At 72.1% G+C, this 23,030-nt stretch carries 22 protein-coding genes; 11 read left to right on the top strand and 11 right to left on the bottom strand.

Going from position 1 to position 23,030, the window contains the following annotated elements; genetic code table 11:
• Positions 1 to 222 (bottom strand): hypothetical protein, encoded by a 222-nt coding sequence (locus tag ACFW48_RS31725; protein ID WP_386320750.1) that lies wholly within the window; start codon positions 220 to 222, stop codon positions 1 to 3.
• A gap of 211 nt (positions 223 to 433) precedes the next feature.
• Positions 434 to 832, bottom strand: a complete 399-nt coding sequence (locus ACFW48_RS31730) for a DUF3099 domain-containing protein (protein ID WP_386320752.1) — start codon at positions 830 to 832, stop codon at positions 434 to 436.
• Positions 833 to 1,092: 260 nt separating this feature from the next.
• Between ACFW48_RS31730 and ACFW48_RS31735 the strand changes: the two genes are divergently transcribed.
• Positions 1,093 to 1,374: a GlsB/YeaQ/YmgE family stress response membrane protein gene (locus ACFW48_RS31735; RefSeq protein WP_386320754.1), complete on the top strand. Its 282-nt coding sequence runs from the start codon at positions 1,093 to 1,095 to the stop codon at positions 1,372 to 1,374.
• 81 nt (positions 1,375 to 1,455) lie between these two features.
• Here the strand turns inward: ACFW48_RS31735 and tyrS are convergent, their stop codons facing one another.
• The 3 genes from tyrS to ACFW48_RS31750 form a co-directional block, all read right to left on the bottom strand.
• The gene (tyrS, locus tag ACFW48_RS31740) at positions 1,456 to 2,724 is read right to left on the bottom strand and encodes a tyrosine--tRNA ligase (protein WP_386320756.1); all 1,269 of its coding nucleotides are present in this window, start codon (positions 2,722 to 2,724) and stop codon (positions 1,456 to 1,458) included.
• 62 nt (positions 2,725 to 2,786) lie between these two features.
• The gene (locus ACFW48_RS31745; protein ID WP_386320759.1) at positions 2,787 to 4,184 is read right to left on the bottom strand and encodes a metallopeptidase TldD-related protein; all 1,398 of its coding nucleotides are present in this window, start codon (positions 4,182 to 4,184) and stop codon (positions 2,787 to 2,789) included.
• Complete coding sequence (locus ACFW48_RS31750) at positions 4,181 to 5,704, bottom strand: TldD/PmbA family protein (protein ID WP_386320761.1); 1,524 nt, start codon at positions 5,702 to 5,704, stop codon at positions 4,181 to 4,183. Before ACFW48_RS31750 ends, ACFW48_RS31745 begins: the two co-directional genes overlap by 4 nt.
• 289 nt (positions 5,705 to 5,993) lie before the next feature.
• On the opposite strand from ACFW48_RS31750, the gene fabG reads away from it, so the two are divergent.
• The 3 genes from fabG to ACFW48_RS31765 all read left to right on the top strand — a co-directional run bounded on the left by fabG (position 5,994) and on the right by ACFW48_RS31765 (position 7,996).
• The gene (gene fabG / locus ACFW48_RS31755) at positions 5,994 to 6,713 is read left to right on the top strand and encodes a 3-oxoacyl-[acyl-carrier-protein] reductase (RefSeq protein ID WP_386320762.1); all 720 of its coding nucleotides are present in this window, start codon (positions 5,994 to 5,996) and stop codon (positions 6,711 to 6,713) included.
• A gap of 5 nt (positions 6,714 to 6,718) precedes the next feature.
• The gene (gene fabI, locus ACFW48_RS31760; RefSeq protein WP_386320764.1) at positions 6,719 to 7,486 is read left to right on the top strand and encodes an enoyl-ACP reductase FabI; all 768 of its coding nucleotides are present in this window, start codon (positions 6,719 to 6,721) and stop codon (positions 7,484 to 7,486) included.
• Positions 7,487 to 7,645: 159 nt separating this feature from the next.
• Positions 7,646 to 7,996 (top strand): hypothetical protein, encoded by a 351-nt coding sequence (locus tag ACFW48_RS31765; protein WP_386320766.1) that lies wholly within the window; start codon positions 7,646 to 7,648, stop codon positions 7,994 to 7,996.
• Here ACFW48_RS31765 and ACFW48_RS31770 read toward each other — a convergent pair.
• On the bottom strand, positions 7,974 to 8,666 hold the full coding sequence (locus ACFW48_RS31770) for a FadR/GntR family transcriptional regulator (RefSeq protein WP_386320768.1): 693 nt from the start codon (positions 8,664 to 8,666) through the stop codon (positions 7,974 to 7,976). The two genes, ACFW48_RS31765 and ACFW48_RS31770, sit on opposite strands and share 23 nt — an antisense overlap.
• A 46-nt stretch (positions 8,667 to 8,712) precedes the next feature.
• Here ACFW48_RS31770 and ACFW48_RS31775 point away from each other — a divergent pair, with 46 nt between their 5' ends.
• The 4 genes from ACFW48_RS31775 (at position 8,713) to ACFW48_RS31790 (ending at position 11,322) form a co-directional block, all read left to right on the top strand.
• Positions 8,713 to 10,131, top strand: coding sequence for a CynX/NimT family MFS transporter (locus ACFW48_RS31775; RefSeq protein ID WP_386320771.1), 1,419 nt, complete (start codon positions 8,713 to 8,715; stop codon positions 10,129 to 10,131).
• Positions 10,132 to 10,205: 74 nt separating this feature from the next.
• Positions 10,206 to 10,322 carry an SGM_5486 family transporter-associated protein gene (locus ACFW48_RS31780; RefSeq protein ID WP_121746300.1) on the top strand — a complete coding sequence of 39 codons (117 nt, stop codon included), beginning with the start codon at positions 10,206 to 10,208 and terminating at the stop codon, positions 10,320 to 10,322.
• 183 nt (positions 10,323 to 10,505) lie between these two features.
• Positions 10,506 to 10,712 (top strand): hypothetical protein, encoded by a 207-nt coding sequence (locus tag ACFW48_RS31785; RefSeq protein ID WP_386320773.1) that lies wholly within the window; start codon positions 10,506 to 10,508, stop codon positions 10,710 to 10,712.
• A 91-nt stretch (positions 10,713 to 10,803) separates the two neighbouring features.
• Entirely contained in the window at positions 10,804 to 11,322 is a 519-nt protein-coding gene (locus tag ACFW48_RS31790; RefSeq protein WP_386320776.1) for a SixA phosphatase family protein, read from the top strand.
• A gap of 171 nt (positions 11,323 to 11,493) precedes the next feature.
• On the opposite strand, the gene serB is transcribed toward ACFW48_RS31790, so the two are convergent.
• Entirely contained in the window at positions 11,494 to 12,738 is a 1,245-nt protein-coding gene (serB, locus tag ACFW48_RS31795) for a phosphoserine phosphatase SerB (RefSeq protein ID WP_386320779.1), read from the bottom strand.
• A 512-nt stretch (positions 12,739 to 13,250) separates the two neighbouring features.
• Positions 13,251 to 15,173, bottom strand: a complete 1,923-nt coding sequence (locus ACFW48_RS31800; protein ID WP_386320781.1) for a streptophobe family protein — start codon at positions 15,171 to 15,173, stop codon at positions 13,251 to 13,253.
• 241 nt (positions 15,174 to 15,414) lie between these two features.
• On the opposite strand from ACFW48_RS31800, the gene ACFW48_RS31805 reads away from it, so the two are divergent.
• Entirely contained in the window at positions 15,415 to 17,982 is a 2,568-nt protein-coding gene (locus ACFW48_RS31805) for an FHA domain-containing protein (protein WP_386320783.1), read from the top strand.
• Between the two features lie 103 nt (positions 17,983 to 18,085).
• On the opposite strand, the gene ACFW48_RS31810 is transcribed toward ACFW48_RS31805, so the two are convergent.
• The 3 genes from ACFW48_RS31810 to ACFW48_RS31820 all read right to left on the bottom strand — a co-directional run bounded on the left by ACFW48_RS31810 (position 18,086) and on the right by ACFW48_RS31820 (position 20,905).
• Complete coding sequence (locus tag ACFW48_RS31810; protein ID WP_386320785.1) at positions 18,086 to 18,802, bottom strand: transglycosylase SLT domain-containing protein; 717 nt, start codon at positions 18,800 to 18,802, stop codon at positions 18,086 to 18,088.
• Between the two features lie 364 nt (positions 18,803 to 19,166).
• On the bottom strand, positions 19,167 to 20,210 hold the full coding sequence (locus tag ACFW48_RS31815) for an S-adenosylmethionine:tRNA ribosyltransferase-isomerase (RefSeq protein WP_386320788.1): 1,044 nt from the start codon (positions 20,208 to 20,210) through the stop codon (positions 19,167 to 19,169).
• Positions 20,207 to 20,905, bottom strand: coding sequence for an SDR family NAD(P)-dependent oxidoreductase (locus tag ACFW48_RS31820; RefSeq protein ID WP_386320791.1), 699 nt, complete (start codon positions 20,903 to 20,905; stop codon positions 20,207 to 20,209). The genes ACFW48_RS31815 and ACFW48_RS31820 overlap by 4 nt, the downstream gene beginning before the upstream one ends.
• A gap of 217 nt (positions 20,906 to 21,122) precedes the next feature.
• Here ACFW48_RS31820 and ACFW48_RS31825 point away from each other — a divergent pair, with 217 nt between their 5' ends.
• The gene (locus ACFW48_RS31825) at positions 21,123 to 22,268 is read left to right on the top strand and encodes a GAF domain-containing sensor histidine kinase (RefSeq protein ID WP_386320793.1); all 1,146 of its coding nucleotides are present in this window, start codon (positions 21,123 to 21,125) and stop codon (positions 22,266 to 22,268) included.
• A complete protein-coding gene (locus tag ACFW48_RS31830; protein WP_386320795.1) occupies positions 22,261 to 22,902 on the top strand; it encodes a response regulator in 642 nt (213 codons plus the stop codon). The genes ACFW48_RS31825 and ACFW48_RS31830 overlap by 8 nt, the downstream gene beginning before the upstream one ends.
• Positions 22,903 to 23,030 lie beyond the last annotated feature (128 nt).

Here is a 23,030-nt window from a genome sequence, read left to right on the forward strand (position 1 = left end):
CTAGGGGGTGCCGGGGGACTCCCAGTCCGCCAGCGGGACCACGTCCTTCAGGAAGCCCCGCACCCCGAGGAACTGGGACAGATGCTCCCGGTGCTCCTCGCACGCGATCCACGTCTTGCGGCGCTCCGGCGTGTGGATCTTGGGGTTGTTCCACGCCAGCACCCACACGGCGGCGGTGCGGCAGCCCTTGGCGGAGCAGATCGGGGTGGTCTCGTCACTCACAGGTTCGTCTCACAGGTCCACACACAAGGCGACGCCGAGCAGCCACGGGGGGAGCTGCCCGGCGTCGGTCCGTCGCTCCGACGGGGGATGCGGAGCGCGTACGAAGTATGTCACGGGTCACCCATCGCCCGGCACCGGAACAACATGATTGATCTGAGGATTTCTCAGGCCTGGCGCGGAATCGATGCCCGCCCCGGCGGGGCACTCGCGGTCACGATCTGCCGCGGGGCTCGCTCGCCGCACCCCGCGGCGGGTCGGACACGACATCTTCCGGGCCGGGCTCCGCGGCCCCGTCGTCGGCCCGCGGCGGCATGATCATCGGCGGGGTCGGCACGGTGACGAACGTCGACGGCAAGGATGGCGCGTTCTCGCGCCCGGCGTTGGCGATCACGACCGAGATGTACGGCAGGACCGCGCCGAGGACCAGGGCCACGATCGCGACGTGCCGTTCCACGTTCCACAGGCAGGCCGCGAGGACCACCGACACCGTACGGACCGACATCGAGATGATGTACCGGCGCTGCCGCCCGCGCACATCCTCCTGGAGACCCGTCCGGGCCCCGGTGATCCGGAACACCTCGGTGCTGCCGCCGGCGCTCTGCTTCCGCATCTGGTTCCACCATCCGCCCGCATCGGACTCTCCCCGCCCGCTCCCGTCCGCGGCCGCTCGGGGACTCCGGTCCCGGACAACTCCCCACGTTACGCCGCACCTGCGCCGCTTACGAGACCGGGGCACCCCCGACTCGCGCGCACGGCGTGCGCCGTACCGCGTAGCCGGGTACCTCGTTCGGCCGTACCCGGCATGCGCTGTACGCGGTACGGCCGAACACTGGCGGTAATGCTCGCGTAGAGCCGTATGAGGAGGCAGTCATGGGCTGGTTGTGGGCGATCATCGTCGGATTCGTGCTCGGTCTGATCGCCAAGGCGATCATTCCCGGCAAGCAGCACAGCCCTCTGTGGCTGATCACCATCTTCGGTATCCTCGGCGCCATCGCCGGCAACGCGATCGCGCGGGCGGCCGGCGTGGACGCGACCGCCGGCATCGACTGGTGGCGGCACGTCTTCCAGCTGGTGGCCGCGATCATCATCGTGGCCGTGGGCGACGCGATCTACATGGCGGTGCGGGGCAACAAGCGGCGCGAACGGGCCTGACGGCGCGTACGACACCCGTACGGCGACGGGGCGGCCTCCGGCAAGCCGCGAGGCACCGGAAACCGCCCCTCGCACGCGCGCTCAGGCGCCGGTGACCTCCACCGCGGCCAGGTTCTTCTTGCCGCGGCGCAGCACCAGCCAGCGCCCGTGCAGCAGGTCCTCCTTGGCGGGGACGGCGTCCTCGCCGGTGACCTTGGCGTTGTTCACGTAGGCGCCGCCCTCCTTGACCGTGCGGCGCGCGGCGGACTTGCTGGCGACCAGGCCGACCTCGGCGAACAGGTCGACGACCGGACCCAGCTCGGCGATCCGCACGTGCGGCAGCTCGGAGAGGGCCGCGGCCAGCGTCCGGTCGTCCAGCTCGGCCAGGTCGCCCTGGCCGAAGAGGGCCTTGGACGCGGCGATCACGGCGGCCGTCTGGTCGGCGCCGTGCACCAGCGTCGTCAGCTCCTCGGCCAGCGCGCGCTGCGCGGCCCGGGCCTGCGGACGCTCCTCGGTCTGCCGCTCCAGCTCCTCCAGCTCCTCGCGGGAGCGGAAGGAGAGGATGCGCAGGTACGTCGAGATGTCCCGGTCGTCCACGTTCAGCCAGAACTGGTAGAACGCGTACGGCGTGGTCATCTCCGGGTCGAGCCAGACGGCGCCGCCCTCGGTCTTGCCGAACTTGGTGCCGTCCGCCTTGGTCATCAGCGGCGTGGCGTAGGCGTGCGCGGTGGCGTCCGGCTCCAGGCGGTGCAGCAGGTCCAGGCCGGCCGTGAGGTTGCCCCACTGGTCGCTGCCGCCCTGCTGCATCGTGCAGCCGTACCTCCGGTAGAGCTGGAGGAAGTCCATCGCCTGGAGGAGCTGGTAGCTGAACTCCGTGTAGCTGATGCCCTCGGAGGACTCCAGACGCCGGGCGACGGAGTCCTTGGTCAGCATCTTGTTGACCCGGAAGTGCTTGCCGATGTCCCGCAGGAACTCGATCGCGGAGAGGCCCGCGGTCCAGTCGAGGTTGTTGACCAGCACGGCCGCGTTCTCGCCCTCGAAGGACAGGAACGGCTCGATCTGGCCGCGCAGCCGCTCGACCCAGCCCGCGACGGTCTCCGGCGAGTTCAGCGTGCGCTCGGCGGTCGGGCGCGGGTCGCCGATCTGGCCCGTCGCGCCACCGACCAGCGCCAGCGGCCGGTGACCGGCCTGCTGGAGCCGGCGCACGGTGAGCACCTGCACCAGGTGCCCCACGTGCAGCGACGGCGCGGTCGGGTCGAAACCGCAATAGAACGTGACGGGACCGTCCGCGAGCGCCTTGCGCAAAGCATCCTCATCGGTGGACTGGGCGAACAGCCCGCGCCACTTCAGCTCGTCGACGATGTCCGTCACGGTTCTCGTGTCTCCTACGTGCTCATGATCTTCGGGCAGTCGGGTGACAGCCGACTACGAGGTTATACGCCCTGGCTGACAGAGCTCATGTTGAAATCGGGGACGCGCAGCGCGGGCATCGCGGCCCGGGTGAACCAGTCGCCCCATTCCCTGGGCAGCGTCTTCTCCGTGCGCCCCGCCTCCGTGGCCCGGCCCAGCAGGCTCACCGGCGACTCGTTGAACCGGAAGTTGTTCACCTCGCCGACGACCTCGCCGTTCTCGACGAGGTAGACGCCGTCCCGGGTCAGCCCGGTCAGCAGCAGCGTCGCCGGGTCCACCTCTCGGATGTACCAGAGGCAGGTGAGCAGCAGCCCGCGCGAGGTGCCGGCGACCATCCGGTCCAGGGACCGGTCGGGGTCGCCGCCGTCCAGGATCAGGTTGCCGATCGCCGGTGCCACCGGCAGCCCGGTCAGCCCGGCGCTGTGCCGGGTGGTCGTCAGCCGGTTCAGCTCGCCCGCGCGGATCCATTCGGTGGCCCCGACCGGCAGCCCGTTGTCGAACACCGACTGATCGCCGCCCGAGGAGTGCGCGACCACGAAGGGCGCGCTCTGCAGACCCGGCTCGTGCGGATCGCTGCGCAGGGTCAGCGGCAGCTCGCCGAGCCGCTCGCCGACGCGCGTGCCGCCGCCCGGCTTCGAGAACACCGTGCGCCCCTCGGCCGCGTCCCGCCCCGAGGCCGACCACAGCTGGTAGATCAGCAGGTCCGCGACCGCGGTCGGCGGCAGCAGCGTCTCGTACCGGCCCGCGGGCAGATCCACCCGCCGCTGAGCCCAGCCGAGCCGTACGGCCAGTTCGGCGTCGAGCGCCGCCGGGTCGACGTCCTTGAAGTCCCGCGTGGCGCGCCCCGCCCACGCCGACCGGGTGCGGTCCGGCGACTTGGCGTTCAGCTCCAGCGTCCCGCCCGGCTGGTCGTGCCGCAGCCGCAGCCCCGTGGACGTGCCCACGTACGTCGACGTCAGCTCGTGGTTGGCGAAGCCGTACAGCTCCCGGCCGCCCGCCCGCGCGCGTGCGAACGCCTCCCCGAGGGCCGGGGCGAAGTCGGCGAACACGGCCGACGACGTCTGAGCGGGCGCGTCGGTGAAGTCGGGCGAGGCGGGCACACCGGTGACCAGCGGCTGCGCGTCCTCGGCCGGTCCGGCGCCGTGTGCGGCGGCCTCCGCGGCGCGCACCAGGGGCTCCAGCTCGTCCACGGTCACGCCGGAGCGCGACACGACCCCGGACGCCGTGCCCTCCCGGCCGTCGACGGTGGCGACGACGGTGAGCGTGCGGCCGCGCGTGACGCCGTTGGTGGTGAGCGAGTTGCCCGCCCAGCGCAGGTTGGCGGTGGACTCCTCGTCGGCGATGACGACGCACCCGTCGGCCCGGGACAGCTCCAGCGCCCGCTCGACGATCTCGTGCGGCCTGTTCGTACCCGCGCTCATCGACCCGCCTCCTGGGTGGTGTTGAGGATGTTGACTCCCTTGAAGAGGGCGGACGGGCAGCCGTGCGAGACGGCCGCGACCTGTCCCGGCTGCGCCTTGCCGCAGTTGAAGGCGCCGCCCAGGACATAGGTCTGCGGACCGCCGACGGCCGCCATGGACCCCCAGAAGTCGGTGGTCGTCGCCTGGTAGGCCACGTCCCGCAGCTGACCGGCGAGCCGCCCGTTCTCGATCCGGAAGAACCGCTGCCCGGTGAACTGGAAGTTGTAGCGCTGCATGTCGATGGACCAGGACCGGTCCCCGACGACGTAGATCCCGCGCTCCACGCCCCCGATCAGGTCCTCCGTGGACAGCCCGCCGGGATCCGGCCGCAGCGACACGTTGGCCATGCGCTGCACGGGCACATGGGCGGGGGAGTCGGCGTAGGCGCACCCGTTGGACCGCTCGAACCCGGTGAGCCGCGCGATGCGCCGGTCGAGCTGGTAGCCGACCAGCGTGCCGTCCTTCACCAGGTCCCAGGACTGGCCCTCGACGCCCTCGTCGTCGTAACCGACGGTCGCCAGCCCGTGCTCGGCGGTGCGGTCGCCGGTGACGTTCATCAGCTCCGAGCCGTAGCGCAACGTGCCGAGCTGGTCGAAGGTGGCGAAGGAGGTGCCGGCGTAGGCGGCCTCGTAGCCGAGGGCGCGGTCCAGCTCGGTCGCGTGCCCGATGGACTCGTGGATGGTCAGCCACAGGTTCGACGGGTCGACGACCAGGTCGTACAGGCCCGCCTCGACGCTCGGCGCCCGCATCTTCCCGGCCAGCAGCTCCGGCATCTCGGCCAGCTCGGCGTCCCAGTCCCAGCCGGTGCCGGTCAGGTACTCCCAGCCGCGTCCGGCGGGCGGCGCGAGGGTGCGCATGGAGTCGAACTCGCCGCTGGAGTCGTCCACCGAAACGGCGGTGAGCACCGGATGCAGCCGCACCCGCTGCTGCGTGGTCACGGTCCCGGCGGTGTCGGCGTAGAACTTGTTCTCGTGCACGGTGAGCAGCGAGGCGTCGACGTGGTCGACCCCGTCGGCCGCCAGCAGCCGCGCGCTCCAGTCGGCCAGCAGGGCCGACTTCTCCGCGTCCGGCACGGTGAACGGATCGATCTCGTACGACGAGATCCACGTCCGGTCGGCGTGCACGGGCTCGTCGGCCAGCTCCACGCGCTCCTCGGACCCCGCCGCCTTGATCACCTGCGCGGACAGCTTCGCCATCGCCACCGCCTGGGAGGCGACCTTGGCGGCGGCGTCCATCGTCAGGTCCACCCCCGACGCGAAGCCCCACGTACCGCCGTGCACCACACGCACCGCGTACCCGAGGTCGGTGGTGTCGGAGGACCCGGCGGGCTTGGCGTCCCGCAGCCGCCAGGAGGCGTCGCGCACCCGCTCCAGCCGGAAGTCGGCGTGCTCGGCACCGAGGGCACGCGCGCGTGCGAGGGCGGCGTCGGCGAGGGCTCGTAGGGGGAGTGCCGTGAAGGCTTCGTCGATGCTGTGAGGCACCTGCGTCTCTTTCTGTCGACGTGACCGGTCGTCTGCCGCGACACCGGGGGCTGCGCCGCATCATGTCGCGTCGGGCCGGACGGGGACCACACCTTTCGGGCCGTGGCCGGGCCTCCGCGGCCGGGTCCTTTCTGTAGGGACCCGACAGCCAGCCCCGTAAGCCACTGTGGGCGCCCGAGTCTTTGCGGACGGGCGGGGACCGATAGGTTTTCGAGGAAGCCGCCTGTCATCGCCGCCTGTCAACCGGGTGTCCGGGCGGGTACCAGAACGCTATCGAAAGGGTGATCCGTTGAGCCGCTCGGTTCTCGTCACCGGAGGCAACCGGGGCATCGGCCTCGCCATCGCCCGCGCTTTCGCCGACGCCGGTGACAAGGTCGCGATCACGTACCGTTCGGGTGAGCCGCCGGAGGCCCTGACCGAATTGGGCTGCCTCGCCGTCAAGTGCGACATCACCGACAGCGAGCAGGTGGAGCAGGCCTACAAGGAGATCGAGGAAGCGCACGGTCCCGTCGAGGTCCTGGTCGCCAACGCCGGCGTCACCAAGGACCAGCTCCTGATGCGCATGTCCGAGGAGGACTTCACCTCCGTCGTCGACACCAACCTCACCGGCACCTTCCGCGTCGTCAAGCGTGCCAACCGGGGCATGCTGCGCGCCAAGAAGGGCCGCGTCGTGCTCATCTCGTCGGTGGTCGGGCTGCTCGGCTCCGCGGGGCAGGCGAACTACGCCGCCTCCAAGGCCGCCCTGGTCGGCTTCGCGCGCTCCCTCGCCCGTGAGCTGGGCTCGCGCAACCTCACCTTCAACGTCGTCGCGCCGGGCTTCGTCGACACGGACATGACCAAGGCGCTCACCGACGAGCAGCGGTCGAACATCGTGTCGCAGGTGCCGCTGGGCCGGTACGCGCGGCCGGAGGAGATCGCCGCGACGGTGCGGTTCCTCGCCTCGGACGACGCCTCGTACATCACTGGAGCCGTCATCCCCGTTGACGGCGGACTGGGAATGGGTCACTGATCACCATGAGCGGAATTCTCGAGGGCAAGCGCGTCCTGATCACCGGTGTGCTGACGGAGGCCTCCATCGCCTTCCACACCGCCAAGCTGGCCCAGGAGCAGGGCGCGGAGGTCATCCTCACCGCGTTCCCGCGGCCCACGCTGACCGAGCGCATCGCCAGGAAGCTGCCCAAGCCCACCAAGGTCATCGAGCTGGACGTCACCAACGACGAGCACCTCGGGCGCCTGGCCGACGTCGTCGGCGAGGAGCTGGGCGGCCTCGACGGCGTCGTCCACTCCATCGGCTTCGCGCCGCAGGACGCGCTCGGCGGCAACTTCCTCAACACGCCGTTCGAGTCGGTCGCCACCGCCATGCACGTCTCGGCCTTCTCCCTGAAGTCGCTGACCATGGCCTGCCTGCCGCTGATGCAGAACGGCGGCGCGGTCGTCGGCCTGACCTTCGACGCGCAGTTCGCCTGGCCGCAGTACGACTGGATGGGCCCGGCCAAGGCCGCCCTGGAGGCCACCAACCGCTACATGGCCCGTGACCTGGGCAAGCAGAACATCCGCTGCAACCTGGTCTCGGCCGGCCCGCTCGGCTCCATGGCCGCCAAGTCCATCCCGGGCTTCGGCGAGCTGGCCTCGGTGTGGGACAGCCGTTCCCCGCTGGAGTGGGACCTGAAGGACCCGGAGCCGGCCGGCCGCGGTGTCGTCGCGCTGCTGAGCGACTGGTTCCCCAAGACCACGGGCGAGATCGTCCACGTCGACGGTGGCCTGCACGCCATCGGCGCCTGACCGGTCGCCCTTCCGGGGCCCGCGTCCTTCCCGGGCGCGGGCCTTTGGCATGTCACCCGTTCGGCCCAGTCGGCCGGGCGGCGGGGCGGCCGGCGGCGCACGCTGAAGCACGGGTCCACCCCGCGTTCTCCCTCCCCAGTACGGCCGAGGAGGTCCCTTGTGCGTCTGCTCCCTCGCCTGGCCTCAGCGACCGTCGCCCTCGCGTTCGTGCTGGTCCTGCCGTACGAAGCCATGTCCCACGCGCGCGTGCCCGCCGCGGACAGCGTGTCGGGACAGCTGTTCGGCGCCGAATGCAGGGTTCGCGTCGACGACTCCGACGTGACCGCCTACTGCCACAACCCGTACCCGGAGACCGACCACGTGCGTCTGCACGTCGAGTGCGCCCGCTGGTGGGACCTCGACAGCGACGGTTCGGCGGTCCGGGCCGGCCCCGCGCAGACCGTACGTCTGGACGGACGGTGCTGGAAGGAGGTCCAGGCGGCGTGGGTCAGTCACCAGCGGGCGCGCTGACCCGGCCCGGGCGGCACAGGAACGGATAGCCGGCCGCCTCTTCCGCGGCCGTCACGGCGTCCCCCGCGCGGACGGCGTCGACCAGCCGCGTGTGGTCCATGTGCGTCTCCGGCGTCAGCTCGCTGCCGACGTCGACGCGCAGCCAGTCCCGCATCACCTCGCCGAGGTCCGCGTACATGGCGGTCATCACGTCGTTGTGCGAGGCGGCCACGACGGCCAGGTGGAAGGTCGCGTCCGCCGTCACGAACGCCTCCGTGTCGCCCGTCTCCCAGGCCTCCTCGCGGCGTACCAGCAGCGCGTCGAGCTGCTTGAGGTCCTTCTCCGTGCGCCGCTCGGCGGCCAGCCGGGCGGCGGCGGACTCCAGGGTCGAACGCAGCTCGGCGATGTGCCGGGGGTCGGCGTCGGCGAAGCGGCGCTGCATCACCCCCGCCAGCTCGCTGGTCGCCACGACGTACGTACCGGAGCCCTGGCGGATGTCCAGCAGGCCGTTGTGGGCCAGCGCGCGGACCGCCTCACGGACCGTGTTCCGGGCGACGCCGAGCTGTTCGACCAGCTCGGGCTCCGTCGGGATGCGGGAGCCGACCGGCCACTCGCCCGAGGTGATCTGCTGGCGCAGTGCCGCGATGACCTGCTCGGACAGCGCCGAACGACGGGGGTGACTCAGAGGCATGGCTCACCTTCGCACGCGAGTGGACAATCAATCATCCCATGATTCTATGATGGGTCTCATGGCTAGTGACGAAACCCGGACGGAAACGCGGACGGAAACGCGGACAGGAACTCGGACGGGAACCTCCAAGTCCGCGCCCCTCGGCGAGCCGGCCGCTCACGAGGCCCAGGAGCCCGGCACGGCGCCCGGCACGCGCGCGTGGACGACGTGGACGACCCGCCTGCTCATCCTCGGCATCGTCCTGGCCGCGCTCAACCTGCGCCCCGCCATCACGAGCCTGGGCGCGCTCCTGGAAGAGGTCCGCGACGGGCTCGGCATGAGCGGCAGCGTGGCCGGACTGCTCACCTCCGTGCCCCCTCTCTGCTTCGCCGTCTTCGGGGTCACCGCCCCGCGGCTGGCCCGCCGCTTCGGGCCCGGCGCGGTGGTCTGCGCGGGCATGGCCGCCATCACCGCGGGCCTGCTCATACGCCCGTACGCAGGCGGCACGGCAGGCTTCCTGGCCGCCACCGCCCTCGCCCTGATGGGCATCGCGGTCAGCAACGTCCTGATGCCGGTCATCGTCAAGCGCTTCTTCCCCGATCGGGTCGGCACCATGACCGGCCTGTACTCGATGGCCCTCGCCTTCGGCACCTCGATCGCCGCCGCGGCCACCGTGCCCGTGACGAACGCGCTGGGCGGGCACTGGCAGCCCGGCCTCGCGGTGTGGGCGGCGCTGGCGGCGGCGGCCGTCCTGCCGTGGATCCCGTTCGTACGGCCCCGGAAGGCGCCGCCCACCCCGTCGCCCGCCCAGGACGCCTCCCGCGGGGCCGACGAGGGCACCGCCGAGCCCGCGACCGCGCGTGCGGACCGGCCGGCGGAGCAGCCCGCCGAACAGCCCCCGCTGCGGATCACCCGCAGCCGTACGGCCTGGGCGCTCGCCGTCTTCTTCGGCCTCCAGGCCACCGCCGCCTACATCACGATGGGCTGGATGGCGCAGATCTTCCGGGACGCGGGCGTGTCCGCCGGCACCGCGGGGCTGCTGCTCGCCGTCATCATGATGATGGGCGTGCCGCTCGCCTTCGTCATCCCGCGCGTGGCCACCCGCCTGCCCCATCAGGGCCCGATCGTGCTGGTACTGGGCGTGTGCGGGCTCGCCGGTTACGCCGGCCTGTACTTCGCCCCGGCCGGCGGCGCCTGGGCCTGGGCTCTGCTGCTCGGCGTCTCCAACTGCGCCTTCCCGCTCGCGCTGACCATGGTCGGGATGCGGGCCAGGACGGGCGCGGGCGTCGCCCAGCTGTCCGCCTTCGCGCAGAGCACCGGCTACCTGATCTCCATCCCGGGCCCGCTGCTGGTGGGCGTGCTCTACCAGCACAGCGGGGGCTGGGGCCTGCCGATCGCGCTGATGAGCGCCCTGATGGTGCCGCAGATCGTGGTGGGCTTCCTGGCGGGGCGCGACCGCACGGTGGAGGAGGAAGCGGCCCGCTGATCCCGGCAGCGGCCCGCCCGCCCGGTCGGCGGCCCGCCTGCCCCGGAGCGGGCGACGGATGCGAGACTTGCCTCATGCCAGTCCTCGACCCGAACCCTCAGCACGGCCAGAAGAAGATGCTGTACGTCTTCGGCGGCTTCCTCGCGATCTTCGTGATCATCGGCATCATCGCGACGATCGCCTCGCCGTGATGCCGGCCTCGTCCGCCTGATGGTGGGGTTAACCCCACCATCCCCTAGGGGGCGAGGGTCAGGGTCAAGTGGGTGGACTTCCGGATGGGTTGGGGCCCGCGGATTCCGTAGTTTCGAGATGTGGCCGCGACAGGCGAGCCGCGGAGCACGGACCGGGACGCCCGAAGACCAGCGGAGGCACTCATGTCGGCCCCTACCCACACCCGGCCTCCCCAGGCGACCCGGGGCGGCGTCGAGATCCGGCTGCCCTGGTGGGCCCTCGCCCTGCCCGTGCTCGCCTTCGTCACGCTGCTCCTGCTGATACTCGATCCCGCCGAGGCACACGCCGCCGCCGGTGAGCCCGCGATCGCCCACCTCCTGGAGCGGGTGCGGCAGCTGACCGCGCACTGAGGCCGGATCGGCGCCCGGATGCGCCCCAGGCGACGAATCCGCATGTCAACTCCCTGCGCCCCGTGGCCTGTTTCATGCGAAGCTGGATGCCATGAGCGTCGCAGAACCCCGCAGGATTGTCCTTTTCCGGCATGCGAAAGCCGACTGGCCACAGGTGACCGACCACGAGCGACCGCTCGCCGATCGGGGCCGCAAGGACGCCGCAGAGGCCGGGCGCCGGCTGGCGGATACCGGTATCCCCTTCGACCAGGCCCTGTGCTCCACCTCGATCCGGACCCGCGAGACCTGGAAACTCGCCGTCCAGGAGTTCCCGCAGCGGCCGAAAACCGTCTATGAGGAGCGGATCTACGAGGCCTCGCCCGGCGAGCTGATCGCCGTGCTCAACGAGACCCCCGACGACCTGCGGAACGTGCTGGTGATCGGCCACAACCCGGGCATGGAGGGACTCGCCGAGATCCTGGCCGGCTCGACCGAGGACGAGGCCCGCGAGCGGATGGGCAGCCGGGGCTTCCCGACCGCGGCCTTCGCCGTCCTGACCTTCACGGGCTCCTGGAAGGACGTGGAGCCGGGCGCGGCCTCCCTGGCCGACTACTGGGCGCCGACCGACTGATCCGACCCCACGCCGCAGGGCCCGGCACCCAGGCGGTCCGGGCCCTGCGCGGGGCGGGGGGCCTGGCCTTGTCGGCTCCTGGCCGTGTCGAGTGCTCGCCGTGTCGAGTGCTCGCCGTGTCGGGTACTGGCTGTGTCGGGTGCTGGCTGGGCCGGGCGCTCGCCCGCCGGGTCAGATCCGGTCGAGAGGGAGGCCGAGGCCCTCGCCGAGGCCCTCGTCCGACGTGTCCGCCGCCTCGACCTCCTCGCGGGTGATGCCCAGCAGATACAGGACCGTGTCCAGGAAGGGCACGTTCACCGCGGTGTGCGCCGCCTCGCGCACCACCGGCTTGGCGTTGAAGGCGACGCCGAGCCCGGCCGCGTTCAGCATGTCCAGGTCGTTGGCCCCGTCGCCGATCGCCACGGTCTGCGACAGCGGCACGCCCGCCTCGGCGGCGAACCTGCGCAGCAGCCGCGCCTTGCCCGCCCGGTCCACGATCTCCCCGGTGACCCGGCCGGTCAGCTTGCCGTCGACTATCTCCAGCGTGTTGGCCTGGGCGAAGTCCAGCCCCAGCCGCTCCTTGAGATCATCGGTGACCTGGGTGAAGCCGCCGGAGACGACCCCCACCTGGTAGCCGAGCCGCTTCAGCGTGCGGATCAGCGTGCGGGCACCCGGTGTCAGCCGCACCTCGCCGCGCACCTTCTCCACCACCGAGGCGTCGAGCCCCGCCAGCAGCGCCACACGCGCGTGCAGCGACTGCTCGAAGTCCAGCTCTCCGCGCATCGCGGACGCCGTCACCTCGGCGACCTGGTCCTCGCAGCCGGCGTGCGCGGCGAACAGCTCGATGACCTCGTCCTGGATCAGCGTGGAGTCCACGTCCATCACGACCAGGCGCTGCGCCCGCCGGTGCAGCCCCGCCGAGACGACCGCGACGTCCACACCGAGCGCCGCGGCCTCGGTGGCCAGCGCGGTGCGCAGCGGCTCGGTCTCCACGCCGGACACTGCGAACTCGACGGCGGTGACCGGGTACTTGGCCAGCCGGAAGATACGGTCGATGTTGCTGCCGGACTCGGTGATCCGGGCCGCTATGGCGGCGGTCGCCTCCGCGGTGAGCGGGTGGCCGAGCACCGTGACCAGGGAGCGGCCGAGACCGCGCGGCCGGTTGTCGCCGATGCCGGAGATGATCTCCGCCTGCAGCTTCAGCGACTCCGCCCAGCCGTGGACGGTCGCCCGCAGGTCGCCCTCCAGCCCTCGGGGCGGCTCGGTCACGAGCGCGCACAGCACGATCCGGCCACGGGTGACGACCTGCTCGATGTCGACCACGTCGACGGAGTAGGCGGCGAGGGTGTCGAACAGGCCGGCCGTGATGCCCGGTCGGTCCTTGCCGAAGATCTTGACGAGAAGCGTGGGAACGTCAGAGGTCTGCGAAGCGCTCATGGTGCTCCAACCGTATCCGGCACCCGGTGCCTCCCGCCCCCGAGGTCCGCCTGACGGACACGACACCCGGGACGGGCCGACTCGCCCCTTCCCTTCCACTGTCGCCTCCTGGAATTGCGAGGGCGAGCGCGGGCGCTGGAGCCCGGGGAGCCGATCGCTCCTCGCCCCGGCGAGGACGGCGGCCCGGCGCACGCCGGCCTCCACCCCGGCCGGGTGCCACGACCTCGGGCCGTCCTCCAGGCCGCGGCGGCCGCCGTACCGCTCAGGGCGGTGGCCACCGCGGCCCGGAGGCATACGAGACACCCACGCGGGCCGCCCGCATCATGTTCCGCCCTTTGTTCGTCCGTCGCGGCGCTGCTGGAGGAGACGGCAGGGGGCTTCCGCTCCCAGGGGGACGGCGACCCGTCTCGGCCGGCCGTTCCCGGCGTCGAGGCCACCGCCCGGGACGGCGGCTGCTCCGGTACGGCGACGTCGGGGTCGGCCACCGCCACCCCGGCCCGGGGCCGAGCGCTTCACCGGCCGTCCCCGGGGTGCCGCGGCGGCGCCGGAGGCGGGGGAGGCGGGGGCGGGGGGCCTTCGCCCCACCGGGACCGTGGCCGGCCCCCGGGCCGCGGAGGCCGTCGCGGCGGCGGCCCCAGCGGCCCGGCCACCGTAGGGGCGCCGTACACATCGTCGCCGCCGTGCCGCTCGTCGCCGTCGGGCTGCTCGTCGCCGTCGGGCTGCTGCCCTGCGCCTTCGGGGCGCCGACCCACGTCCTCGCGCCCCTGCCCCGCGCCGCCGTGCGGCTGGGCTCCGGGGGCGGGCCGTCCGCTCGCCGGCGTCCGCCCCGCAGCGGGCGGTGGCGGGGTACGCGGCCCCGCCGGCCGCGCATCCTCGGGTTCTCCCGCCCCCTCCCGTAACCGCAGGTACGGATTGGCGCCGGGGGCGGGCGGCCGCTGCGGCGCGCCCGGCCAGTACGGTCCCGACGGTGGCCTCGCGTACGTCATGTCGCCCGCGATTCCGCCACCCCCGACCGCGGCCTCCGCGCCAGCCGTCCCGGCACCCCGTGCCAAGGGCGTCGCTCGCGCCCCGGCCGCCCCGCTCGCCCGTGCCAGCAGCGCCCCGGCGGCTCCGGCCCCCGCGCCCCACACGGCACCCAGCAGCAGCGCCGTGCCGAGGTGTCCACGCAGGGCGATGCCCGCGCCGAACGCGTCGACGCCGAGCACCGACAGCGAGGCGTTCACGGACACCTCCGTCAGCCAGGCCAGCAGCGGCAGCGCCGGCGCGGTCGCGACGCCCAGCCGCAGAGCACACCGCCCGGCGAAAGCGAGGGAGCGCGCGTCGCCCCGCACCACCGGTGTCCGTACCGCCGTCAGCACACCGGCCAGCAGCATCATCAGCGCCGCCGCCACCCCCAGCAGCCACACCCGCCCGTCCAGCTCCGCCAGCCGCCCGAGCGTGACCGGTTCCTCGGCGCCGGCGCTCAGCAGCTCGTCCAGCGGAGCGGGGAGTACCCCGACCAGCCCGCCCGTGGCCCGCCCGTCCCACGGCACGTACAGGCCGATCGGAACACCGAGCCAGACCCCGTTCGGCGCGCCCAGCAGCGCGGCCCCGGCGATCCGCCGGGGGTGGTCGTCGCCGATCGCCGCGCAGGCCGCTGCCGCGAAACCGGCCGCCACCGCGGTGAGCGCCACCGTGACGATGGCCGACACCGCCGGTCGCACCACCCGGTGCACGGCCCCGAACCCGCGCGGCAGGGGAGTGCGACGCGAGGCCAGCAGCGCGATCAGCAGGACCCCGGCGGACCAGATCAGCCCGCCGAGCAGCGTCGGCGCGGTGTCGACGGTGAAGCCGACGGCCGCCTCGGCGTCGACGACGTCACCGATCCGGTCGGGCAGCAGCCCGCCGATGTCGCCCACGTCACCGAGCCCCGGGATCTCGATGCCGCCGCCACCCCCGCCGGGCAGGTCGTCCAGTCCGAGCGAGCCGCCGTCGATCGTGACGACGCCGTGCCCCGCCCAGGCCAGCCCGCCCGTCATCGCCACGAAAAGGGCGATCACCGCACCCGCGCGCGCGAGGAGTTCGGCGGGCGCGACCACAACTCCGGCCGCCCGCAGGGACCGTAGGAAGAAGAACGACAGCAGCAGCGCACCGACCAGACCGACACCCAGTGGCGTGATCTCGATGGCCGTGTGCGCCTGGGCCCCTTGCAGCCCGAACGCGGACACATCACCGGCCGGTGTGACCGAACCGCCCGCGCCGAGCGCCACGACCGCCGCGGTCATCGGGCCGAGCGAGCCCGCGGCGTCCGCGTCGAGCAGATGCAGACCCAGCGCCGCCGTCCCCGCCATACCGATCAACGCCCAGCTCACGGAGGCGATCGCGGACAGCAGGACGTCTCCCCAGGGCACCTTGGTGTCGTACCCCTCGGTTCCGACGCTTGTGGACGCGCTCATGGCAGACCCCCCGATCCGCTGCGCGGCGGAGTTGCCGCGCATGTCCCCCTCGCGTGGAATACCACTCTCCGGGCAGGTTTCAACCCCGTCAACGGGAACGGCCGGGAGGGTGCCTACGCACTCTTCACAAGGCCCGACTTTCGGTCAGGGGGCCGAGCCTGAAATAGTTCCCCCCGATGTTCGACATCCCTAGACTCCCCGCGACGGGAGCACATCGGGGGACAACTCAGTGGGGCATGGAGTGCCGGAACTCGTACTGGAATCCAATGGACAGACCTGGACGCTCGACCCGTCCCGGTCATATGCGCTCGGACGCGATCCGCAGGGGGAGCTTGTCTTCGACGATGCCAGGGTCTCCTGGCGGCATGCCACGATCAGTTTCAACGGCCGCGGTTGGGTCGTCGAGGATCACGGCAGTACCAACGGCACGTTCGTGCACGGGCAGCGGATCCAGCAGGTGGAGCTCGGCGCCGGCACGGTGCTGAACCTGGGCAACGCGACCGACGGACCGCGCGTGAGCCTGACCGGCGCCCAGGCCGCCGTCGGCAATCCGCAGGCCCAGCCCCAGCAGCAGCCGTACGCCGCGCAGGGTGCGAACGCCGGCTGGGCGCAGCAGGCACCGGCGCAGGAGCCGCAGAAGCAGCAGGCCCCGCCGTACCAGGCCCAGCAGCACGGGCAGCAGCAGGCCGGCTGGCAGCAGCACGCGCCGCAGCCGCAGCAGGCCGCGCCGCCCTTCCCCCAGCAGCAGGGGCCCGGTGGCGCGGCGGGGGCGCCGCCGGTCCACGGGGACCGCAGCCCGACCACGTTCCACCAGTTCTCGCTCGGCCGCGTGATGCGCATCGGCCGTGCCCTGGAGAACGAGCTGGTCGTCTCCGACCTGCAGGTCTCCCGCAACCACGCGGAGTTCCACGCGACGCCCGACGGGCGCATGGAGATCCGCGACCTGGGGTCGCACAACGGCACGTACGTCAACGGTCTGCCGATCGCCAAGGGCGGCTCCCAGCTGCTCGGCCCGACCGACGTCGTGGGCGTCGGCCACTCGACGTTCCGCATCGTCGGCGACCGGCTCGAAGAGTTCGTCGACACCGGTGAGGTGTCCTTCTCCGCCCGTCACCTGACCGTCACGGTCGACGGCGGCAAGCAGATCCTCAAGGACGTCTCCTTCGGCGTACCCGAGAAGTCGCTGATCGCGGTCATCGGCCCGTCCGGCTCCGGCAAGTCGACCCTGCTCAAGGCGCTCACCGGCTACCGGCCCGCCGACCAGGGCGAGGTCCTCTACGACAACAGGAACCTGTACAAGCAGTTCGCCGAGCTGCGTCAGCGCATCGGTCTGGTCCCGCAGGACGACATCCTGCACAAGGAGCTGACCGTCAAGAAGGCCCTCAAGTACGCGGCCAAGCTCCGCTTCCCGGCCGACACCACGGCCGCCGAGCGCGACGCCCGCATCGACGAGGTGCTGCGCGAGCTGAAGCTGGACATCCACAAGGACAAGAAGGTCACGTCCCTGTCCGGCGGCCAGCGCAAGCGTGTCTCCGTGGCCCTGGAACTGCTCACCAAGCCGTCGCTGATCTTCCTGGACGAGCCGACCTCCGGCCTCGACCCGGGCATGGACCGCGACGTCATGCAGCTGCTGCGCGGCCTCGCCGACGACGGCCGCACCGTCCTGGTCGTCACCCACTCGGTTGCCGAGCTGGCGATCTGCGACAAGCTGCTGGTGATGGCGCCGGGCGGCTCGGTGGCCTACTTCGGCCCGCCCGAGGAGGCGCTGAACTTCTTCGGCTACGACACCTGGGCCGACGTCTTCTCCGCCTTCGAGAACTACCGCGACTACGACTGGGCGGGCCGCTGGAAGGGCTCGCAGCACTACCAGATGTACGCCGCGGACATCGACGCCGTCGCGCCGCAGTCCGTACAGGTACCGGCGATGCAGGCGATGAAGCCGCCGAAGCCGCAGGGCTGGATGTCCCAGTTCGTCACGCTGGTGCGGCGCTACGTGTCGGTGATCGTCTCGGACAAGGGCTTCCTCGCCCTGATGGTGATCCTGCCGGCGGTACTCGGCGCGGTGAGCCTGCTCATCGATGCCGACAAGGGCCTGCTGCCCAATCCCGCCAACCCGCAGACCGGCCGGATCATTCCCAACGGCACGGCCACCACGGTCCTGCTGATCCTCGCGGTCGGCGCCTGCTTCGCCGGCGCCGCGAACTCCGTCCGTGAGCTGATCAAGGAACGGGTCATCTACGAGCGGGAACGCGCGACCGGCCTGTCACGCTCCGCGTACCTGATGTCCAAGGTCTTCGTGCTCGGCATGATCACCGTCCTGCAGGGTCTGCTGGTCGGCGTCATCGGCTTCGCCACCCGGGAGATCCCGGAGGAGGGACTGGTCCTCGGAGGGCTGACGCTCGTCGAGCTGTCCCTGCCGATCATGGCGCTGGGCTTCACCTCGATGATGTTCGGCCTGATCATCTCCTCGCTGGTGAAGACCGCCGAGAAGACCATGCCGCTGCTGGTCATGTTCGCGATCATCCAGGTCGTCTTCACCGGCTGCCTCTTCGCCCTGAACGGTGCGGTCGGCGTCAACCAGTTCTCGTACCTGATGCCGTCGCGCTGGGCGGTCGCCGCGGCCGGCGCCACGCTGGACTTCAACAGGATCAGCCCGCCCGAGAAGGGCGCCGAGGCGGATCCGCTGTGGGAGCACACCGTCGGCGCCTGGGGCCTGAACATGGCCGCGCTGATCGTCCTCGGCGTGATCTGCGGCTTCTTCGTGGCCCGCTTCCTGCGTCGCCACGAGCCCGAGGTCATGCGCAAGTAACCCGCGGCCGCGACGCCCCGAAGGGCGGCACCCCGTCAGGAGGGTGCCGCCCTTCGGCGTTCGGATCGGCGTCGGCGACGTCGTGAAGAGGTCCGCGCCGACCTCAGTACGCGCTGTCGACGTTGTCCATGGTGCCGTACTTGTCCGCGGCGTAGTTGCACGCGGCGACGATGTTGGCGACCGGGTCGTAGATGTTCTTGGACGTGCCGGGCACGTGGTAGGCCTCGAACGTCGGCGGGATCACCTGGAGCAGGCCCTTGGACGGGATGCCGTTGATGGCGTTGATGTCCCAGTCGTTGATGGCCTTCGGGTTGCCGGAGGACTCCCGCATGATGTTGCGGTGGATGCCTTCGTAGGTACCCGGGATGCCGTGCTTCTTCATGATGTCCCGGGCCTCGCGGATCCAGCCGTCGAGGTTGTCGGAGTAGCTCTTCGTCGAGGCCTTCTTGACCTCGGCGCGCTTGGCGGACCGGCTGGCGGTCTCCTTGGCCTCGCGCTTCTCCGCGGCCTTCTCGGCGGCGGCCTTCTTCTTGGCGGCGGCCTTGGCGGTCGCCTCCTTCTTCGCCTCGATGGAGGCGACCTTCTGGCTGGCGCCGGCGAGCTGGCCGGTGACACCGGCGTGCACGTCCTGGATCTGCTCGGTGCTGTACGCCACCTTGGCCTTCGGAGCGGCAGCCTCGCTCGTGGTCGTCTGACCGCTGGCCGGCACCGCGGTGAGCGCGACGGCGGCGGCGCCGAACGTGCCGACACCGGCTATCGCGAGCTTGTGGGTGCGGTTCAGGGGACGACTATGACCACGGGTGAAGATGTTCTTGGGCATGGCGGGATAGACCTCTTCGAATAGCGCGGAGGTCGCTCTCGTCCGGTGGGGACAGGGATGCTTCCGGCACAAACGCCGCGGGGCGACAACCCACGGCGTTGAGCGACGAGAGCAATTCTTAGCGGCCGCAAAATTCGGAGGCAAAGGTGTGACGTACGATCCGGGATAGTGGATCAGGGAAGGGCGAAGCGGGGCAGATTGGACCATCCGCCCCGCTCAAAACGGACGAGTCGCTCTCCTACTCCCCTTCGTACGTGACGTGCGCCCTATGCGCGGGCTCACACCCGCCCCCCGCCCTTCTCACCGTTGGTTGCTGAAGCAATGCAGTGTGTGAGGGCCTGCGCACCCCCGCCCGCGGCAGCTCCTACGGCAGGAGGAGATGGACGTCCCCGAACTCGTGCCACAGGTAGCGACCGCGCACCGCCGCCTCGTACCCACGGTCGATCGCCGCCCGCCCCGCCACCGCCTCCAGCATCAGCAGATGCGAGGCCTCGGGCTCGTGCAGCCCCGTCAGCAGCCCGTCGACCACCCGCACCCCGCGCTCCGGAGTCACGACCAGATCGGTCCACCCCGCCCGGGCCCGTACGACCCCGTCGGCGCCGGCCGCCGACTCCACCGCCCGCACGGCCGTCGTCCCCACCGCCACCACCCGCCCGTCACCGGCCCCGGCGGCGTTGATCAGCCGTGCCGACGCCTCCGGCACGGAGAACCGCTCCGGATACGGCGGCTCGTGCGACTCCGCCGAAGCCACCCCCGTGTGCAGCGTCACCGGCGCGAACTGCACCCCCCGGCTCACCAGCTCCGCCACCAACCGCGCCGTGAAGGGCCGTGCCGCGCTCGGCATCTCCGCGCTGCCCGTCCCGTCCGCGGACGGCAGCGCGAACACCGTCTGGTACGCGGACAACGGCTGATCCCGCTCCGTGTAGGAGTAACGAATGGGCCGTCCGTTCTCCCGCAGCACCACGGGCACCTCCGCCCCCGACACGCGGGCCCACCACAACCGCTCCCCGCGCGCACTCAACGGCTCCTCCAGCACGAGCCGCGCACCGCCGGGGAGCCGCACCTCCGTCCCCTCCGGCCCGCCCGCACGCGCGCGCGTGGTGCCGCTTCCGTCGGGATCCCGCAGCTCCACCGCCCACAGGCCGTCGTCCCCGCGCGTGGAGAAGTGCACCACCACGCGCGCGTCCCCGACACGCCCGTCGACGGCCGCGGCCAGCGTGGCCGACGTGTTGACGACGAGCAGATCCCCTGCCCGCAGCAGCCCCGGCAGCTCCCGGAACCCGTGATGCGACACCTCGGTGCCACGCGACACCAGCAGCCGTACGCCGTCCCGGTCCAGCCCGGGCCCCCGCTGTTCGGCGGGTACCCGCGCCGACAGCTCCTCCGGAACGCGCAGCGCCAGCGTCATCGCGGTCCCTCCAGTAGCGCCGGAGCGCCGTAGCGACCGCTGGCCGGCCGCTCGTCCAGCAACCTGAGCAGCGCCGGGACGACATTCACCGGATCGGGCCGCGGATCGTCGTCGTCCGGTACGGCCGCCGCGTACAGGTCGGTGGCCATGTCCCCGGGATCGACCGCCCAGACCCGCAGCCCCGGCTCCTCGGCGCCCAGCACAGCCGCCAGCTGGTCCAGGGCCGCCTTGGACGCCCCGTAGCCGCCCCACGTCTCGTAGGCCTCCGCCGCGGCGTCCGAGCTGACCGTCAGCACCGCGCCCGCCGGGGCCGCGCGCAGCGACGGCAGCGCCTCCTGGACCAGGCCCAGCGCGGCCACGACGTTCACTTCCAGGGCCCGCCGCAGCCCGGCCGGCGGCAGCTCCTCCAGCCGCACCAGCGGCTCCGCGCCCAGCGCGCTGGCGTTGCTGACCAGCAGATCCACCCCGCCCAGCCGCCGGGCCGCCGCGATCAGCCCGGCCCGGTGCCCGGCGTCGGTGACGTCCCCGGGCAGCGCCGTCACGCGCGTTCCGTACGCCTCCAGCACCGCCGCGGTCTCCTTGAGCACCTCCGGCGTCCTGGCGTCCAGCACCAGGTCCCAGCCCCGCGCCGCCAAAGCCTCGGCGAGCGCCCGGCCCAGTCCCTTCGAAGCTCCCGTGATGATCGCAACCGGCATGACACACGTCCCCTCGTCGTCCACGCCTCCTGAGCGGCCGGCGTGATCCTCAACGTAGGAACCGCGCCGCACCGGCCGCCTCGGGCACGGGCCGCAACCGCGCGGGGCCCTTCGCCCTAGGACCGGCGGGCGGGACCTCGGGCCTAGGCCCACCGCCCTAGGCGACGGCGGCCACAGGTCCGATCCCGCTGTCGGCGCCCGCCGGTACCGTGAGGACATGAGTCACGGCCCCCGGTCCGGCCTCGCCGCGGTCAGTTCCGCGCTGCTGGCCATGAGCAGGCATCTCGAGGTGCGCGACGTCCTCAAGACGATCGTCGCCTCGGCCCGCGAGCTGCTCGACGCGCAGTACGCCGCCCTCGGCGTCCCCGACGACCACGGCGGCTTCGCCCAGTTCGTCGTCGACGGCGTCAGCGACGAGCAGTGGAAGGCCATCGGCCCCCTGCCGCGCCAGCACGGCATCCTGGCCGCGATGCTGCACGAGGCGACGCCCCAGCGCCTCGGCGACGTCCGCAAGGACCCCCGCTTCGAAGGCTGGCCGTCCGCCCACCCGGACCTGGTCGACTTCCTGGGACTGCCGATCCGCGACGGCGACGAGGTCATCGGCGCGCTTTTCCTCGCCAACAAGAACTGCCCGAAACCCGACGGCGGCTGCGGCTTCACCCCGGACGACGAGGAACTGCTGGGCATCCTCGCCCAGCACGCCGCGATCGCCCTCACCAACGCCCGCCTGTACGAGCGCAGCCGCGAGCTGACCATCGCCGAGGAGCGCTCCCGCCTCGCCCACGAACTGCACGACGCGGTCAGCCAGAAACTGTTCTCGCTGCGCCTGACCGCCCAGGCCGCGGCCACCCTGGTCGACCGCGACCCCACGCGCGCCAAGGGCGAGCTGCAGCAGGTCGCCGCGCTCGCGGCGGAGGCCGCCGACGAACTGCGCGCCGCCGTCGTCGAGCTGCGCCCCGCCGCCCTGGACGAGGACGGCCTCGTCGCCACCCTCCGCACCCAGATCCAGGTCCTGGACCGCGCCCACACCGCGCGCGTGACCTTCACCGGCCACGGGGTCAAGGCCCTGCCCGCCGCCCAGGAGGAGGCGATGCTGCGCGTCGCCCAAGAGGCACTGCACAACGCCCTGCGCCACTCCGGGGCGCAGCACGTCGACGTGACGCTGCACCGGCGCGGCGCCGGAGCCGTGCTGCGGGTCACCGACGACGGCAGCGGCTTCGACACCCGTACGGTGCGCCGCGCGGGACGCCACCTGGGCCTGGTCTCGATGCGGGACCGGGCGAGCGGCGCCGGCGGCAGGCTGACCGTGCAATCGGCGCCCGGCAAGGGCACCACGATCGAGATGGAGGCCCCCGGTGGCTGACGCAATCAAGGTGCTGCTCGTCGACGATCACCAAGTGGTCCGCCGGGGCCTGCGCACCTTCCTGGAGGTGCAGGACGACATCGAGGTGGTGGGCGAGGCCGCGGACGGCGCCGAGGGCGTCGACCGGGCCGAGGAGCTGAAACCCGACGTGATCCTCATGGACGTCAAGATGCCGGGCATGGACGGCGTCGACGCGCTGCGCAGACTCCGCGAGCTGGACAACCGCGCGCGCGTGCTGGTGGTCACCAGCTTCACCGAGCAGCGCACCGTCGTCCCGGCCCTGCGGGCGGGCGCGGCCGGTTACGTCTACAAGGACGTCGATCCCGAGGCGCTGGCGGGCGCCATCCGCTCCGTCCACGCCGGCCACATCCTGCTCCAGCCCGAGGTCGCGGGCGCCCTGCTGTCCCAGGAGGAGAACAACTCCGGGCAGGGCAGAGCGGGTGCCCTCACGGAGCGGGAGCGCGAGGTGCTGGGCCTGATAGCGGACGGCCGCTCCAACCGGGAGATCGCGCGCGCCCTCGTCCTCTCCGAGAAGACGGTGAAGACCCACGTGTCGAACATCCTGATGAAACTCGATCTCGCGGACCGCACCCAGGCCGCACTGTGGGCCGTGCGCCACGGGGCCGTCGGCTGACCACCGGCCGACCCCGTACGCGGCGGCAACCCGGAGGGTTCCCTTCCGGTCAGAGATTCATACCGTCGTGGGAATGTCCCCCATATGGCGCATCCTTCGAGGGGTCCGGCCGTTCTTCAGTGCGTGCT

The organism is Streptomyces sp. NPDC058812, assembly GCF_042744565.1.
Taxonomy (GTDB): domain Bacteria; phylum Actinomycetota; class Actinomycetes; order Streptomycetales; family Streptomycetaceae; genus Streptomyces; species Streptomyces thinghirensis.

Coding starts and splice junctions, on each gene's coding strand:
- ACFW48_RS31730 (WP_386320752.1), bottom strand. CDS start 832: ATGCGGAAGCAGAGCGCCGGCGGCAGCACCGAGGTGTTCCGGATCACC.
- ACFW48_RS31735 (WP_386320754.1), top strand. CDS start 1,093: ATGGGCTGGTTGTGGGCGATCATCGTCGGATTCGTGCTCGGTCTGATC.
- ACFW48_RS31745 (WP_386320759.1), bottom strand. CDS start 4,184: ATGAGCGCGGGTACGAACAGGCCGCACGAGATCGTCGAGCGGGCGCTG.
- fabI (WP_386320764.1), top strand. CDS start 6,719: ATGAGCGGAATTCTCGAGGGCAAGCGCGTCCTGATCACCGGTGTGCTG.
- ACFW48_RS31770 (WP_386320768.1), bottom strand. CDS start 8,666: ATGCCTCTGAGTCACCCCCGTCGTTCGGCGCTGTCCGAGCAGGTCATC.
- ACFW48_RS31775 (WP_386320771.1), top strand. CDS start 8,713: ATGATGGGTCTCATGGCTAGTGACGAAACCCGGACGGAAACGCGGACG.
- ACFW48_RS31780 (WP_121746300.1), top strand. CDS start 10,206: ATGCCAGTCCTCGACCCGAACCCTCAGCACGGCCAGAAGAAGATGCTG.
- ACFW48_RS31785 (WP_386320773.1), top strand. CDS start 10,506: ATGTCGGCCCCTACCCACACCCGGCCTCCCCAGGCGACCCGGGGCGGC.
- ACFW48_RS31790 (WP_386320776.1), top strand. CDS start 10,804: ATGAGCGTCGCAGAACCCCGCAGGATTGTCCTTTTCCGGCATGCGAAA.
- serB (WP_386320779.1), bottom strand. CDS start 12,738: ATGAGCGCTTCGCAGACCTCTGACGTTCCCACGCTTCTCGTCAAGATC.
- ACFW48_RS31800 (WP_386320781.1), bottom strand. CDS start 15,173: ATGAGCGCGTCCACAAGCGTCGGAACCGAGGGGTACGACACCAAGGTG.
- ACFW48_RS31810 (WP_386320785.1), bottom strand. CDS start 18,802: ATGCCCAAGAACATCTTCACCCGTGGTCATAGTCGTCCCCTGAACCGC.
- ACFW48_RS31815 (WP_386320788.1), bottom strand. CDS start 20,210: ATGACGCTGGCGCTGCGCGTTCCGGAGGAGCTGTCGGCGCGGGTACCC.
- ACFW48_RS31820 (WP_386320791.1), bottom strand. CDS start 20,905: ATGCCGGTTGCGATCATCACGGGAGCTTCGAAGGGACTGGGCCGGGCG.
- ACFW48_RS31825 (WP_386320793.1), top strand. CDS start 21,123: ATGAGTCACGGCCCCCGGTCCGGCCTCGCCGCGGTCAGTTCCGCGCTG.